Source organism: Paraglaciecola arctica BSs20135, assembly GCF_000314995.1.
In the GTDB taxonomy this organism is placed as follows: Bacteria; Pseudomonadota; Gammaproteobacteria; order Enterobacterales; family Alteromonadaceae; genus Paraglaciecola; species Paraglaciecola arctica.
Genome location: NZ_BAEO01000058.1, coordinates 1 through 15,116, shown reverse-complemented (window position 1 = coordinate 15,116; position 15,116 = coordinate 1). Strand labels below are relative to the sequence as shown.

General features: G+C 40.5%; 13 protein-coding genes. 6 read left to right on the top strand and 7 right to left on the bottom strand.

What is annotated here, in order from left to right; translation table 11 throughout:
* Positions 1 to 249: 249 nt before the first annotated feature.
* Positions 250 to 810 (bottom strand): ankyrin repeat domain-containing protein, encoded by a 561-nt coding sequence (locus GARC_RS19320; protein ID WP_161603939.1) that lies wholly within the window; start codon positions 808 to 810, stop codon positions 250 to 252.
* A 380-nt stretch (positions 811 to 1,190) separates the two neighbouring features.
* Positions 1,191 to 1,823 carry a PEP-CTERM sorting domain-containing protein gene (locus GARC_RS19315; RefSeq protein WP_007623418.1) on the bottom strand — a complete coding sequence of 211 codons (633 nt, stop codon included), beginning with the start codon at positions 1,821 to 1,823 and terminating at the stop codon, positions 1,191 to 1,193.
* Positions 1,824 to 2,240: 417 nt separating this feature from the next.
* Between GARC_RS19315 and GARC_RS19310 the strand changes: the two genes are divergently transcribed.
* The 3 genes from GARC_RS19310 to GARC_RS19300 all read left to right on the top strand — a co-directional run bounded on the left by GARC_RS19310 (position 2,241) and on the right by GARC_RS19300 (position 4,776).
* The gene (locus tag GARC_RS19310) at positions 2,241 to 2,828 is read left to right on the top strand and encodes an OsmC family protein (RefSeq protein ID WP_007623416.1); all 588 of its coding nucleotides are present in this window, start codon (positions 2,241 to 2,243) and stop codon (positions 2,826 to 2,828) included.
* A gap of 8 nt (positions 2,829 to 2,836) precedes the next feature.
* Positions 2,837 to 4,069, top strand: coding sequence for an amino acid permease (locus GARC_RS19305; RefSeq protein ID WP_007623414.1), 1,233 nt, complete (start codon positions 2,837 to 2,839; stop codon positions 4,067 to 4,069).
* A gap of 101 nt (positions 4,070 to 4,170) precedes the next feature.
* On the top strand, positions 4,171 to 4,776 hold the full coding sequence (locus tag GARC_RS19300) for a hypothetical protein (RefSeq protein WP_007623413.1): 606 nt from the start codon (positions 4,171 to 4,173) through the stop codon (positions 4,774 to 4,776).
* Positions 4,777 to 5,116: 340 nt separating this feature from the next.
* Here GARC_RS19300 and GARC_RS19295 read toward each other — a convergent pair whose 3' ends face one another.
* Together GARC_RS19295 and GARC_RS19290 are read right to left on the bottom strand one after the other, a co-directional pair.
* Positions 5,117 to 6,667, bottom strand: coding sequence for a DHA2 family efflux MFS transporter permease subunit (locus GARC_RS19295; protein ID WP_007623412.1), 1,551 nt, complete (start codon positions 6,665 to 6,667; stop codon positions 5,117 to 5,119).
* A 15-nt stretch (positions 6,668 to 6,682) separates the two neighbouring features.
* Positions 6,683 to 7,780: an HlyD family secretion protein gene (locus GARC_RS19290; RefSeq protein WP_007623411.1), complete on the bottom strand. Its 1,098-nt coding sequence runs from the start codon at positions 7,778 to 7,780 to the stop codon at positions 6,683 to 6,685.
* A 144-nt stretch (positions 7,781 to 7,924) separates the two neighbouring features.
* Between GARC_RS19290 and GARC_RS19285 the strand changes: the two genes are divergently transcribed.
* Positions 7,925 to 8,581, top strand: coding sequence for a TetR/AcrR family transcriptional regulator (locus GARC_RS19285; RefSeq protein ID WP_007623410.1), 657 nt, complete (start codon positions 7,925 to 7,927; stop codon positions 8,579 to 8,581).
* A 151-nt stretch (positions 8,582 to 8,732) separates the two neighbouring features.
* Here GARC_RS19285 and GARC_RS27775 read toward each other — a convergent pair whose 3' ends face one another.
* On the bottom strand, positions 8,733 to 8,888 hold the full coding sequence (locus GARC_RS27775) for a type II toxin-antitoxin system YafO family toxin (protein ID WP_161603938.1): 156 nt from the start codon (positions 8,886 to 8,888) through the stop codon (positions 8,733 to 8,735).
* 390 nt (positions 8,889 to 9,278) lie between these two features.
* Here GARC_RS27775 and GARC_RS19280 point away from each other — a divergent pair, with 390 nt between their 5' ends.
* Positions 9,279 to 10,883 carry a methyl-accepting chemotaxis protein gene (locus GARC_RS19280; RefSeq protein ID WP_007623405.1) on the top strand — a complete coding sequence of 535 codons (1,605 nt, stop codon included), beginning with the start codon at positions 9,279 to 9,281 and terminating at the stop codon, positions 10,881 to 10,883.
* A gap of 152 nt (positions 10,884 to 11,035) precedes the next feature.
* Here GARC_RS19280 and GARC_RS19275 read toward each other — a convergent pair whose 3' ends face one another.
* Together GARC_RS19275 and GARC_RS19270 are read right to left on the bottom strand one after the other, a co-directional pair.
* Positions 11,036 to 12,889 (bottom strand): GGDEF domain-containing protein, encoded by a 1,854-nt coding sequence (locus tag GARC_RS19275; protein WP_007623403.1) that lies wholly within the window; start codon positions 12,887 to 12,889, stop codon positions 11,036 to 11,038.
* Positions 12,890 to 13,418: 529 nt separating this feature from the next.
* A complete protein-coding gene (locus GARC_RS19270; RefSeq protein ID WP_007623398.1) occupies positions 13,419 to 14,111 on the bottom strand; it encodes a DUF4097 family beta strand repeat-containing protein in 693 nt (230 codons plus the stop codon).
* A 315-nt stretch (positions 14,112 to 14,426) separates the two neighbouring features.
* Between GARC_RS19270 and GARC_RS19265 the strand changes: the two genes are divergently transcribed.
* Positions 14,427 to 15,116: phytanoyl-CoA dioxygenase family protein (locus GARC_RS19265; RefSeq protein ID WP_039990096.1), on the top strand; the 690-nt coding region annotated here is incomplete at its 3' end.

The following is a 15,116-nucleotide window of genomic DNA, read 5'->3' as shown; positions in this document are numbered from 1 at the left end:
CCTGCGGGTCTTTTTTGCTCTAAGTTGCGGCTAATTGGGGTAACACTTAACTGCTTGATTTTGCTCCATATTTAATATAAATTCAAATCCCTCTACATAAACAAAAATTAACAGAAGCGCCTTGCGGGGGCGGGTTCGTTGATAAAGGGGCAGATCCGTTTTAAATGAGTGAACCCTCAGAGACTGATGTAAAAATGCCCGCGCAAGCAGGACGTATACGGGCATTTTCAGTAGACTGTTTTAGTGCTGTTACGATTTGGCACCCATGTTCAACAAGTAATCACGAATTTTATCGGTTTTCGCACCGTTGAGTGGGCTACGGTAAATATTGCCCTTAACGGTATTCACATGAAGGCCCAAATTAACATCGGCGCCGTTTTCGACGAGAAACTTCACCATCTCAAAATGTCCCTTTCGTGAAGCATTTATCAGAGCCGTTTCGTCATGTTCAACAATCGCATCCACCAAGGCTCCTTCATCGAATAAACGTTGTGCCACGCTTACGTTGTTCGTCATGGCGGCATTTATCAGTGGGTTACCATCTGCGATAACAGCCTGATTAACATCGGCACCGGCATCAATTAGTCCATATACCATCGCTTCATGACCCGCCTGAATGGCCATAATCAACAAGGTGCCATCCCCTTCAATCACTGCATTGATATCTAGTCCATTGTCGAGCATGTTGGATACAGTCTGGTAGTCATTCCCGTGAATGGCTTGCTCTAATAACTCAAGGTGTGTGGGCTTAAGATCGTCAGCAACGCTTTGCACCATTCCTGCTGTTGCGCCAAAGATGGTCGCGCTCATCAAACCGATAATGATCAATTTTTTCATAACTTCACTCTCTATTTTTAAGGTTCATAATAGTAGTCGAGCAAGGGTTGTAAAAAGTTTGAATATAAAGTAGGGCAGTTCCGTTTTGAATCCTTTTGAAACAGCGGAGCAAGGGGGTGAATTTTTGAAATCACAAGAGCAAAGGGGAGATACACTGACCCTATGGATTACGGACAGATAGATGTTTTTATTTTTATCAGAAAGCAGCCATAGGTGACTACAAAGCTGATTTAGTATGGCTCTTCAATATTTCAGGCTCGAATAAGTAGCGGCGTTATAAAAAAAGGGCTCTGCAAAACAGAACCCAAATAGGTCATCAACTCAAATTTTTAGGGACTTTTTTAATAAATAGGTTATTTATTAAATTGACGTCTACGTGAAAGTCCTAACCCTACCAAACCTAAGCTTAGCAGCACAATGCTTGTTGGTTCAGGAACATCAACACTAACACAAGGTACCCCAGGAGTAGGGACACAAACTTGATCTCCACCATCAACGCTCAATGCAGCTCGACCAAGAGTAACTAGCCAACCCTCGTTCAACGTATCAATGTCCATTCTGACTTGGAGACCAGCATTAACCTGAGCTTCTGCCCATGCGTATCCGCTTAAATCGAAAGAAGTGAAGTCCCAGCTATCATCCGACCCGTTTAAATTTCCAAAAGAAACCCAGTTAGAACCGTCATAAATATCAATCATGTCGAGTTCACCGTCAACTAAACCAAAGTCTACATCGAATGCTGAGATATCAAGAATAATTGAAGTAAAGCCTGACCCAACAATACCGCTATGTACCCAACCCCAATCCTGATCAGACTCACGGTAATAAGGGGAGTCATATTTAGAGGCATCGTCGATAACAAAAAACTCAGTAGGAGTGTTGTTTATGTATTCCTGAACATCTGTAATAGGCACCGCACTGGATATAGTCGAAACGACTAGCGCTAGCGCCCCTAAAATTGTTGAACTCATTAATTGTTTCTTCATAGAAATATTCCTTTTATAAAATTATGTAATTTAGCTAATGATAAGCCAGATACGGTTAATTCCCTCTGGCAAATTTAAAAATACAATCCACAATTAGCAATTATTAGACCATGATGAAATTTTCCATAGTAAACAGTTGGTTAGTTGTTTTTGTCGTTTTTTTGAACACGCACTTGTAAAAAAAACTGACAATATTTATTACTTAAATGTTCTTTTTTATCTTTAATTATGTAGGGGAATTACAGGTTCTTTCTAGGGGCAGGGTTGTTGAAATCTATAATCTAATTTAAATTTTTTGAAGGAACAGTTTTCCAAGAGTTATGTTAATGGCTACCCCAGACACTGCCTCTTTTGCTTTTGACTTAACTGACCCTGCGTGTTACTCGTAGTTGCATACAAGAACGAGTAAGGAATGTCATGAAAAAGCATTATAAAGTTGGCGAGCAGGGCGATACACAGCCCGTGCCCACTGAATTCACACCTGCGCCGTTTAAAAAATCCAAACCTCCAGAAGCATTGAAATTTGAAGTGAATTTGGTCGCCGAAGCGGGTAATAAGCAACAAAAAACCGGTACAGTGCAAATCAATATTCCTGGTTTTAGTCCGGTAAAGCTCTATTGTGATGAACAACCACCTGTTGGTGATGACACCGCACCACCGCCTTTGGCGTTCTTCGCGGCGGGGATCGGTTTTTGCTTAATGACGCATTTAACCGACATTCTAACTGCTCGCAAAATTACAGTTGATAGTTTGCGTTTAGAACAAAGCATTAAATTTATGACTAATTTGGGCACTATGAGAGAGCTAGGGCATACCACTGAGGGGGAGTGTCTGCACGTTGAAACCCACGTTATCATTGAAAGTGATGAGCCTGAAGAGCGTATATTGGGCCTATTACAAGAGGCAGAGGGGGCTTGTATGGCTCATCATGCGTTACGTAACCCTATTCCATGGTCTACTCGACTGGTCCACAATAAAAAAGAAGTGTTGTCCCATGCAGGCTAGTCAAATCTATGGTTAAGACTACACCATTGTGGAACGGCATACTGTTAGTTGCTGGCGGTGCGTTAGGAGCTGGAATGTTCGCTTTGCCTATGGTTTCAGCAGGCGCATGGATATGGTGGTCAACCCTTGGCTTGTTTTTAGTTTGGGGAATGACATTTGTGGCAGCCAAACTTTTTGTTATGGTCAATTTTGCGTTAATCGCCGACACCCACAATAGCTTAGATCACCGCAGCAGTTTTGATTCTTTGGTACGTTATTCACTGGGACTTTGGTGGAGCAGGTTGAATAATGTCAGTATCGTTTTTATCATGATGATCCTCATGTACGCATACACCAGTGCAGGTGCGAGTATCGTCGATTACAGCCTAAAAAGTGTGGGGCTGGGGATCGATGATTCTTATCGCCGCTGGCTGAGCATTGGGTTTGCTACTCTTATTGCTATTACGGTCGCGTTTGGCACATCATTAGTGAGTCGCGTGTTACTTATTTTTTTAGTGATGATGGCAATCGCGTTTTTTGTTTCAGCCCTTGGCATTATGCCAAGCGTTGAGCTCAATCACTTAACTATCTCAATTAACACTCCTCAATATGTATTGGCAGCGATACCTGTTTATGTGACCGCATTTGCTTGTGCTGGTCTGATCCCAAGCCTAGTTCGTCATTATCATGCCCAGCCTGAAAACGTGAATAAGAGTTTATTTTGGGGCTCCGCATTAGTGTTATTTGTTTATGTCTTATGGTTAATTTTAACTTTTGGCAGTATTGGCCGAGATGGTTTCGGAGCAGTGTTTGCAGACGGTAGTAATCTTGGCGAATTGGTTACTGCGCTGGTTAATAACGGGGTGGATAATACGTTAGAGATTCGTTTAAATATATTTTCCCATTGTGCAATTATCACCTCATTTTTAAGTGTTGGATTAGGACTTTTCCACTTTATTCAGGATAAATTATCGCTCGGTGATACAACTAAACAGCGTTTGATTGCCGCAGCCATTTGCTTCGGTCCTCCTGCCATTGCTAGTTTTATCTTACCCTATGGTTTTATCTATGCGATTGGGTTTGCAGGAATGTTTGTGGCCTTTAGTTTTTTCGTTTTACCGGGAATAATGGCGCTTTCATTAAAACAAAAGGCCGTTATTACCATCTCAAATCGAATACCACTGTTAGTCATTCTATTTGGTATTTTGATTTTGGGTTTAAAAAGTGCCTTATTATTTTCGTGGTTACCGACCTTTGCTTAAGTTTTAAAAGCACATGAAATAAAGGGGGTAACCATTTATGCTTTTATGTTGTCATGAACTATCATATTTAATGTCTTTATTGTCTCAAAAAAGAGCATTTTATGGATCACAGATTGATTGCAAAAATTGTTACGCAGCGAGTCACAGAATTACTTCCTTACGGTCCTGCCAATATTCCAGAGGGCTGCTCTCCGGCGCAGCTTGGAGCGGAAGAACGGGTACAACAAGTTCGATTTAATCAAGAATATTTCATTCATAAAAAACGAATGAATGTGAGTCATAATGAAGAGACGATGACAGAATATCTTGAGAAAAATGTGGGGTGGGGGATCCTTAGCCGAGCGGGAAATTGTGATGTGATGGCTTCTATTGGCTATAAATTATTAGCGAATACACCATCAGTGAGATCAATTATTCAAATGCAGTTAGAAAGGGAAGATGATAAGGACTCTCACACCTTTGTTGTGCTCAGCAAAATGAAATTGGAGACGAGCTCCTTTACTTCCATTATTAGTTGGGACTCTGAAAATGTTGTTATTTGCGATCCCTGGTTATCTTGTATTCAGATAAACCATCCTGGACTAACCTGGTTTATGAAATTTGATGAACATGAGTTAATGGGGGCGTATCAACCAGAACGGTTTTATTGTCATATGGACGATTTGAAATATAACGGTAAATTGAGTGTATTACGCAGTCTAGATTGAGTTTATATCTATTTAACCTGGACTAGGGATAAGCCATACCGTCCAGCACCGCTATTATAGCGCCTATCTTCGTTGAACTTGCTCTCAATGGCTGGCTATTCCTTCGCAAGCTCGCCTTGATAAACACAATAATATCAGCACTGGATGCATTAAATAAGCTGCCTAATAAATAATGATGTTCTAACTCATTGTTTATATTAGAGTTACTTTAGAGTAAGCGGAACGTCTCAACCCGAGTTCAGGTTATTTACCTAGCTTCGAGCCTGTGGCTGAAGTTAAATACTACCAATAAAGGGGAGGCCCTTTAAAATCACTGTTGACTAAGGCTGCCGCCGCATCTTTAATGTTCTGCTTTCGCTCCTTCGGCTGGCTGGGGTTTCCGCATGAAGAGCATTAATGGCACTGCACACAAATACAGTACACCAAGGAGCAAAAATAAATCGTTGAAGGACAAGACTCTTGCTTGTCTCATAACCCGTTGCGCCATTTGCTTAATTGCCGCAGCTGCAGGATCGCTCACCATACCAGTCAATTGCATTTGTGATTGATATAACTGCTGTACTACTACGTCACGGGTAGTATCCACAGAGTGGATAAGTTGGGTCCAGTGATAGTCAAAACGCACGTCACGAATGGTATCCATAGTGGCTAAGCCCACAGCACCTCCCAGATTACGCATGACGTTAAACAGTCCGGCGGCATTACTGATTTCGTGGTCTGGCAAAGTACCCATTGCCAGCCTCGTGGCAGTTAAAATACACATCAATAAGCCAATACCACGAACAATCTGTGGTAAGAAAAATTGTTCATAACCTGATTCGGTGGTCAGAGTAGAGTTCATAATGGCACCCAAGCCGACCATGAACAGACCGAAGGTTAGCATATAACGCACATCAATCTTGTCTGATAACTTGCCAACAACCGGTGCGGTAAGAAACATAGTGGCACCGGTGACAAACATAATTTCGCCTATTTGCAAACTGTTAAACATACGCACTGTGCCAAAGAATAATGGCATTAAATACACTAAACCATATAAAGCAATGCCAATGATAAATCCGAGTATGGTACCCAGAGCAAAGTTACGATCTTTAAATACCTTTAGATCCACAATGGGGAAATCCACAGTTAATGCTCGCCAGAAAAAGGCTATGGCACTAATAGCGCTCAATAACGAAAAGAAAATAATTTCTGTACTGGCAAACCAGTCTTCCCCTGGTCCTTCTTCAAGTACAAATTCTAAGGGACCAAGAAACAGAGCCAAAAAAAGCAAGCCGGTAAAATCAATTTTCTTAAACAGGCTAAAATCGGGCTCATCAATATGCAGATAAAACCACACCACTACACAGGCAATAACGCCAGGGACAACATTCATCAAAAACAACCAATGCCAACTCAATGAGAGGGTAATATATCCGCCCAAAGTCGGGCCAATGGACGGCGCAGTTGTTGCTATCATGCCAATGACAGCCTGTATCAGGCCCATCATACGCGGTGGAAACAAACGAAACCCCAGAGCATAGGCAATGGGGATCATAGCTCCACCGACAAAACCTTGAATGGCACGTAAGACAATGAGTTGGTCAATGGTTTGTGCCATGGCACAGCCGATACTGGCTAACGTAAACGCCGCGCAACTAAGCACAAAGGTCAGCCTAGTGGATAGCCAGCGAGTTAACATTCCCGATAGCGGGATCATGATCACTTCAGCAATTAGATAGGCAGTTTGCACCCAAGATATTTCGTCAGGCGTGGCAGACACGCCAGCCTGAATTTCATTTAACGAACTGGCGACGATCTGGATATCTAGGATCGCCATAAACATGCCCACCATTATCGCAATAAAGCCAATTCGGTGGGCAATAGGAGGCATATCGCTTTTGTCTGTCATTACTGCAATTCCAGATTAATAGTTAGCAGGCACTGAACTACCCATAACTGGCGTATCTAAATAAGACACTTGCTGACTAAAACTCTGAGTATCCACCGATGGCACCACTGATAAACCAGGACGTAACATAGATAAGGCATTATCAGGTCCGGTGATGCGGATCCGCACTGGCACACGCTGCACGATTTTATTAAAATTACCCGTGGCATTATCAGCTGGTAATAAACTAAATTCGGTACCAGTAGAAGGGGCTAAGGACTCTACTACACCAGTGTATTTAATCTCTGGTTGCGAATCGACTTTGAGCTTCACCGGCTGGCCGATGCTCATATGGGTAATTTGAGTTTCTTTATAGTTGGCTACCACATAAATTTTGGCTAGCGGCACTAAGTACAATAAGGTCATATTAGGTTGAGCACTGCTGCCCACTCGCGCACCTAGATTACCAATAATGCCATCACCAGGGGCGACAATGGCGGTTTTGGCCAATTGGTTTTGGGAAAAATCCAGCTCAGACTGCACCACTTCAATTTGCGCCTCGGCACTGCTGCGTTGCGCTTCCAGAACCGTGAGCATTTGTTTGGCCGCGGCTTTAGCAGCAGTTGCCTGGGCAACTTTAGCTCTGGCAACCTCAACAGCGGCTTCCGCATTCTGTAATTGCTGTCTGGAATCGAACGACTGGCTTTCCAGCACTTTAAAGCGCTTCAGTTCCAATTCCGAACGATGCAATTCAGCATTGGCAGCATCAATATTTGCCGTGGCTTCATCCAATTTTTTGTCTTGTAATAAAAACTGCGCATCGGTATTGGCCAATGCCGCATGGCTTACGGCTAACTGAGCAAGGGCTTGCTTTACTTTGGCTTGATAATCACCCGCATCAATCTGGATTAGCAGTTGGCCTTTGTGCACTCGCTGATTTTCTTGCACCGCAACCAACTCAATGCGACCAGAAATTTCCGGACGGATTGCTACTGTGTCCGCCTTGATATAAGCGTTATCTGTTTCTTCACTAAAACGACCATGCTCATACCAGGCAAAAGCACTACTTGCGGCGTAAAACAAAAGGCTCAGCGCAATTAAAACAATAGCGACTTTTTTGACGATTGATGACATGTACCAATTTCCAGCATAGGATAGCAATTCAATAAAGTGTAATGTATATTACACTACACTTTGTTTCAAGTCCCAATGATCAAATAGGTCAACTCTGGTGTTTTTTGATACCATCACGGGATAAAAATATAGGTTTTGATTTTGATGAGCGACAAAAATATTACATCGGCAATTTGTGAAGCAGATTATATCCCCAGAGAGAAAGGCTTATTAAGGCGGGACAAAATACTCGATGCCGCCACCGAAATATTTTGTCGAAGTGGTTTTGATGCTGCCAACTTGCAAGAAATTATGTCACAAGCAGGCGGCTCCTTGGCAACCTTATATCGCCTGTTTGGTAATAAAGAGGGATTATTTCAGGCGGTTATCGAACGCACTTCTGGGCAGTTGATTGATAAACTCAGTTCCTCCTTCGCTCAAGAGCAAGATCCAGTGGATGTATTACACACCATGGGAATTGGCTTTCTCGATCTGCTAATTTCCCCTCAGGTGGGAGCGATACATAGACTACTCATTTCAGAATCCGGACGTTATCCACAATTGCGCGAGATTTTTATCAAAACCGCCCCGGAAAGAAATTTGCGCGCGGTCGCTGATTATTTGCAATCATTGGTTGATTCTGGCTATTTACAACTTGTTGACTGTTATATGGCAGCTCAGCAACTGCTCAATATGTTTAAAGGTAATTATCATATGCGTTGTGTCTTAGGCGATACCGTTGTGTTATCTGAGGAAGAAAAAAGACGCTATGTGGAAAGTGCGGTATCGATTTTTCTTAATGGCTGTAAAACTAAAACATAACTTATCACTAACTATAGGCAATATTTAATCTATTTAACTTATTGAATACACAGACAAAATATTGTTTTTTGTCGGCTGTTGCAGAGCAGATATAACTTTGCTTAAGGATTTTATTAGTGAGCAACTATAGTGCCCATTTACGGATCTGAAACTAGCGGTGCCTTCCCAAATCTCTCACGTTAATATTTGATGCACCTTGGCAATAAATGAGCTGGAGATCACTTGTTTTGTAAAATTTAATTTTCATTAAAGGTAGAGATTTATCTTTACTGCCTAGGTGAAAATGTTGCACCACTTCTGATTTCACTATTGGTAATGTATGGGGGGATTGTAAGGTACGCCTCGACCAAAGTTATCTGGTAAAACATCTGTATATTTATACTCTGCCAGTTTAATCATCTGCTCAAAAAAATCGCACTAACCATGTCCCCAGCAGTTCTATTATTAGATAAGACTGCTATTGGTTCATCTATAAATATTCTTTAATTCCTAAACTGAAACCGTTTTTCAGCCAAAATTGATTGAACTGCCATAGTTAAAAGCTTAATTATCGGCTGGTTTTTGGAGGTAATTACCTTTTTCTGTAATATCTGTAATAAAGGTGTCATTTATTGGCTTCATACTCCGCGCGGTTCGCCCCATACAAGTTTTTAGGAGTTGCAGCTTGAAAATAATACGCCATAACATAAGGAACAAATTGCTATTGTTGCTTTGTTCATCATTGTTGCTGTTGGTTGTCGCATTTTATATTGGATTTTCTTCGTTGCGGGCGGTAATCGAAGATTATAGTTACACCATTAAACAAGATGTCCACTACATGACTGAAGTTGGTGAGCTGAATGTGCTGTTTAAGACTCAAGTTCAAGAGTGGAAAAACACCCTGATTAGAGGTAAAAAGCCTAAACAATTAACTAAGTATTGGGGCAGTTTCAATAAACATGCCGAGTTAATTCAAGAAAAATATCAGTATCTTCTTGCGACCATGCCTAAGCAACAACCTGGTTATCAACATATAGGTGTATTTGCTGATAGTTATCCTCCTATGTTGGCGGCATATCGTAGAGGTTATGATGCATTTGTTGCTGCTGGGATGAATATTGAAATAGCAGATGCCAGTGTGAAAGGCATTGACCGTGCGCCAACCGAAAACTTGAATCAAGCCGTTATGGCCATGAACACTCAGATAGACACAAAAAAGGTGGTTATGGATGAGCGTGGTTCGTCAGCTTTTACTATTACGATTATCGTGGTTTTTTTAGCAATATTATTGACTATGGTTTTGATCACTTGGTTTTTAGATACGCGAATTTTAAAACCACTTAATAGAGTTAATCGTGTTTCCACACAAATAGCTCAAGGCGATTTTACCGGTGCGGTAAAGAGCACCACTTATGACCAAATAGGTCAGGTATCCAGTAATTTCAGCTTAATACAGGATGGTTTGAGTAATGCGCTAAGTGGTATCAGGGGTGATGTTAAAACTCTAGGGATAACGATAGAAGATTTGATGCTTGCCTTTGGAAATGTAAAACACGGTTTAGTATTACAAATTGACGAAACTAAAAAACTTAGCACCACCATGTTCGAAATGACACAATCGAATGATTCAGTTAATGATGCAATTCACCAAGCAAATAACTTTGTTAGTGAGTCAAATGAACTGGCTGATAAAGGACAGCTTATGTTCGATGATAATGTCAAAACTAGTCAAGGTATGCTTGAGGCCACTCACTATGCCTCAGATATCATTGCTGATTTGAAAACGGACTCCGATAATATTGGCAATGTTGTGAATGTGATTAGTGGTATTGCCGATCAGACCAATTTGTTGGCGTTAAATGCGGCGATAGAGGCAGCAAGAGCTGGTGAAGCCGGACGTGGTTTTGCGGTAGTTGCCGATGAAGTACGTTCACTGGCAACCAAAACTCAGTTCTCCACTCAACAAATTTCTGAAAATATTGCCAAGTTGCAAAATGAAGCAGACAAGGCCGTAAAGGCCATGAGCCAAGGTAAAGAACAAGCTGAAATCAGCTTAAATCAAGCGAAAAAGTCACAGGAATTTGTGGATAAACTACATGCTGCATTTAATCAAATCAGCCGCCTCAATTTGGTGATAGAAAAAGAAATGCAGGTGCAAAAGCGTCAGACTGACCAGATTAACCAATTTTTGGACGTGATCGATACACAAAGTGGTAAGTCTCAGCACGAAACACAAGTCATGGAGCAAGCGTCTAATGTATTGGCTAACATCTATGGCAGCATTGCATCATCCATCAAGGGTTTTAAACTCAAACAAATATAGGTTTGATTAAGTAAAGTAAAACAAAGACGCCTAGTCTTGGCTTTAGTCATATAAAATAGCCTCTAAAAGGGGGCATATACATAGCACAGTGGTGTTTTATTTTATTGGTGGGATATCTCTATGATATTGAACTGTAATAGGACAATTAGGACTTAAGAGCTAGTCTCAATAGTGTTATTGCGCTCGTAAACAACAACTCGATCACGGCCATTATTTTTTGCTTGGTATAAGGCGGTATCAGCCAATAACATAAAGTTTTCTAAATTGTCATTTTGTTCATATTGAGCGATACCAATAGAGAGTGTCACCTTGGCCTCAGGGAGCCCCGCTTTTTGGCTGAGTTCCGACATTTTTGTACGCAGACTATCTAATACTTTAAAAGCATCTTTACTAGTAGTGTGGTTGAGGATCAATAAAAACTCTTCTCCACCAATACGTCCTATCACATCTGATTCACGTAGACTTTCCCTACATAAAAGGGCAAATTCCCGCAATACTTTATCACCTGCCACGTGGCCATAAGAATCATTAATTTCCTTGAAAAAATCTAGATCTAACATAGCAATACACAAGTTAGTAGCATACCTAGTGGCAAGTGACATCTGTTGTTCTAATAAAGTTAAGGCGTAGCGACGATTATATAAACCGGTTAAATCGTCACGAGTGGCTAGTTTTACAAGTTTACGTTTATGCACTTTATTACGAAATACCATAATACCTAATAACCCACAGATTATAGTGGCGAAGGCAGTGCTGAGGATCAGCTGCATATTTTGTGTTTTTTCATTTTTTAATTGCATTTGTTGCAAGGCATTTTTTTGTGACAAAACTTCATTTTCCTGTTGTGCCAATTGCATTTCAAAACGAGAACGAAGCTGGTGAAGTTGCCCTGTACTTTCAGCATTTTGCAGTTCTTTATGGCGTTCAAATGCTTGTTCGAGGATTTTATAGGCCGCTTGAAAATGGCTTTGTTCAAATAACAATCGAGCTTGTAGTACATCATAATCGGTAGCGTGAATTGACATTTCGTTGCGATTGAATAGAGCTTTAGCTTGTTGAAAATAAATGTCGGCTTTTGCTGTTTTATTTGTTTCTAGTGCCAGCTCTGTCAATAACATCATAAAGATAAAGTTCATTTGGGGATTGTTTGCCTGAGCAAAAATACTTGCTGCTTTTTTCAGCTTAACTTCGGCTTCGATATAGTTTTTTTCAAGCATGTCTATAGAAGCTAACTCCTTTAGCGCATAACCCACGCCCTGTAAGTCATCGATCTTTTCAGCTAACTCTGCCGATTCTTGTAACTGTGCTTTCCCAAGTTCAACTTTACCGATGCCGCGATTCGCTCTACCTAAACCGTAGAGGGCAATACTTAGATTTAAATCAGCTTTGTGTAAGCGATGTGCCGCTACGGCTTCTTCATAAAAGGGGATAGCTAATTGGTATTCTCGGCGATACTCATAGACTTGTGCCAACATTGTGGCCACATGGGCTTTATTTAGTTCATCAGGATCAATACTAGCGAGAGAATAAGACTCTTGAAAATCACTAAGTGCAGCCACATAATCCGGCAGACTGGTTTGAATAATGCCCCTAGAATATAAGGCTTGCAGATACATTTTTGGATGTTTATTGTGCTCCGCCCAAGTTATCGCTGCGTTGACCCCATCCATTGCCTGCATGGGGTTACCAATCAGTTCCAGAGCATCAGATTCTGCAATTTTACAATTGTGATACAACCAAGCTTGCTGTTTTTCAGAAACATAACTTAAAGCAGATTGTGCATGATCCAATGACTTTTGCGGATAGGCTAAGTTGTAATAAGCCCTAGCCAAAATAAGGTGGTGCTGTGCATGAACAATATCGGATTGGTTTTTGGTAGGTTTACTATTTATTAACGTACCTACGATTTCTTGGGGCTGATTAATCAATGTTTTTGCGTAGCCCGCGAAAGGCTCAGAAAATTCCATTATCTGAGTTTGTTGCGCGTTAACAACTGCAGCAAACATAAGCCAACTATATAAAATTAAACATTTCAACAAACAAGTGCCCTCTATTTGTATGTTTCAATATCAGCCAAAAGCATCTAAACAATCCTACCACTAAACGACTGACAATAGGTTAAAATCCAGCGCTACTAATCCCTAATGATCTGTTAATAAATGAGGGAAGAGACATTGATTAGATTATTGGCCGAATGAGCCATATCCTCTATCTCCACCTTGGTGCATAGGGCTTGCACTGTGATCAGTAGTTGACTCAATTTGTAGTTTAATCCGCTTTTGTTTTTTTATTGGAATTAGCATCTTGTTGGAAACAACCAATAATTGAAGACAATAATAAAACCGGGTTTGGTTTATTCTGAAAAAGTTAGCCAAGTCATTTAGACTACCTGAGACGCAAAGTATTAAGTTGTTGGGGCTTTTATTGGTGCTGCTTTGGATATAAAAAAAGGCATGAAAGCTAAACTTGAACAGGGCATATTGGAAGATGAGGCAGCCTCATTTAAAGGCTAACCCCTAAATTGGTACAAGTTGATTATTCTTGTTCTTTGTAGCGACGTTCCACTTTAGCTAATAATGCAGGGTTTTCAATTTCTAACACAACGACCTGGCGTAAAATAATTTTTCCTTTTACATCAGATGAAGCGTCAATGGTTAGGGTCGGTGGATTATGTTCACGTGATTTGTCACCCCACCAACCACCGTCATCCTGTGACTCAAATTCTATATCTCCATCAACCACTGAACCTTTCACTAGGGTGATACTGCCATTTTTGGTTTTAATATCATCGCTTATAAAGGTTTGGGTTAGATGAATATTACCATTCACGGTTGTAACATCTTTACCTACCATAGAGTTAGTGCCTAAGGTAATGTTGCCATTAACAGTACTAACGTCACGTTTAACTGACAAGTAGGTATGCGCTTGGATGTCTCCATTGACAGTTGACAACTCATGTACCTGAACGTTATTGCTAATTTCAATATTGCCATTTACGGCATCTACATCACGAGCGCTAACATTATCTTGTATAGTGATATTGCCGTTGACCGATGAAAGATCACCAACCTCTTTGTTTTCGGAAACATCTACTCCACCAAATACACTACTATATCCACTTTTATCGCGATCATTATTATCTTGACCACCAACATGAATGATACAGCTTGATGTGCTTAAGGTTAATGCGGTAAGTAGTGCCGCTGTTGTAAATTTAGAAAATGTCATAATTGCCCTTAGTGCGTAATGTGTTAATTGTAGTCGTTTTTGTTGGTGGTTTTATTTAGCTGAACACCTTTAAGAGGAAACATGTAGCAGATCATGTGCCAAATATGTAAGTGGCTGATAATTATAGTTATCTTTGATTTTACTAATAGTTAGTTGTAAATACACCACAAGATATTAGTTAAAATAGCAAATAATTGGTTAATTACCTTAGTTCAATTTAATACTAAGTAAGCTTAATCACTTGAATTTTTGTCTTATATAAGCCATCTTGCTTGCCTTTTTAGGCTCCCATTATTAGTAGTTCGAGACACTTAAATGCTTACAATAGAACAAAAAAAATCTTACCAACAAAACGGATATTTGGTGCTTGAGCAGTGTTTTACCGCCGAGCAAATGGATCAATTAAAAAATGCTGCTAATGAAATAGTGGACGACTTTGATCCAAATTCAACCCGTGCAGTATTTTCTACCGAAGATCATAGTAAAACTCGTGATAATTATTTTTTATCCTCTGGCGATAAAGTTCGCTGTTTTTTTGAAGAAGATGCCTTCGATGACGAGGGTGTTCTTAAGCAAGATAAATCACTGAGCATTAATAAAATTGGCCATGCATTACATCAACTGGTACCCGAATTTAAGACTTTCAGCCACAGCGAAATAATTAAAAATATCACATTAGATTTGGGACTGTTACGGCCACAGATCCATCAGTCGATGTATATTTTCAAACAACCTAAAATTGGCGGTGTTATTCGTTGGCACCAAGATGCCAGTTACTTTTTCACAACCCCTCTTTCTGTGGTCACTTTTTGGCTGGCTGTGGAAGATGCCACCATACAAAATGGATGTTTGCAGGTGCAATCGGGTGGGGAGGTTATACCATTAAAAGAGCAGTTTTTACGTTATCCAGATGACAGCACAGAATTGAAAGTTTTACATGATATGCCCTGGCCTGATGATGACAATGCTAAGCCTTTAGAAGTTAAAAAAGGGACATTAGTAGTA

Coding starts and splice junctions, on each gene's coding strand:
- GARC_RS19305 (WP_007623414.1), top strand. CDS start 2,837: ATGGTTAAGACTACACCATTGTGGAACGGCATACTGTTAGTTGCTGGC.
- GARC_RS19300 (WP_007623413.1), top strand. CDS start 4,171: ATGGATCACAGATTGATTGCAAAAATTGTTACGCAGCGAGTCACAGAA.
- GARC_RS19285 (WP_007623410.1), top strand. CDS start 7,925: ATGAGCGACAAAAATATTACATCGGCAATTTGTGAAGCAGATTATATC.
- GARC_RS19295 (WP_007623412.1), bottom strand. CDS start 6,667: ATGACAGACAAAAGCGATATGCCTCCTATTGCCCACCGAATTGGCTTT.
- GARC_RS19310 (WP_007623416.1), top strand. CDS start 2,241: ATGAAAAAGCATTATAAAGTTGGCGAGCAGGGCGATACACAGCCCGTG.
- GARC_RS19290 (WP_007623411.1), bottom strand. CDS start 7,780: ATGTCATCAATCGTCAAAAAAGTCGCTATTGTTTTAATTGCGCTGAGC.
- GARC_RS19270 (WP_007623398.1), bottom strand. CDS start 14,111: ATGACATTTTCTAAATTTACAACAGCGGCACTACTTACCGCATTAACC.
- GARC_RS19315 (WP_007623418.1), bottom strand. CDS start 1,823: ATGAAGAAACAATTAATGAGTTCAACAATTTTAGGGGCGCTAGCGCTA.
- GARC_RS19275 (WP_007623403.1), bottom strand. CDS start 12,889: ATGTTTGCTGCAGTTGTTAACGCGCAACAAACTCAGATAATGGAATTT.
- GARC_RS19320 (WP_161603939.1), bottom strand. CDS start 810: ATGAGCGCGACCATCTTTGGCGCAACAGCAGGAATGGTGCAAAGCGTT.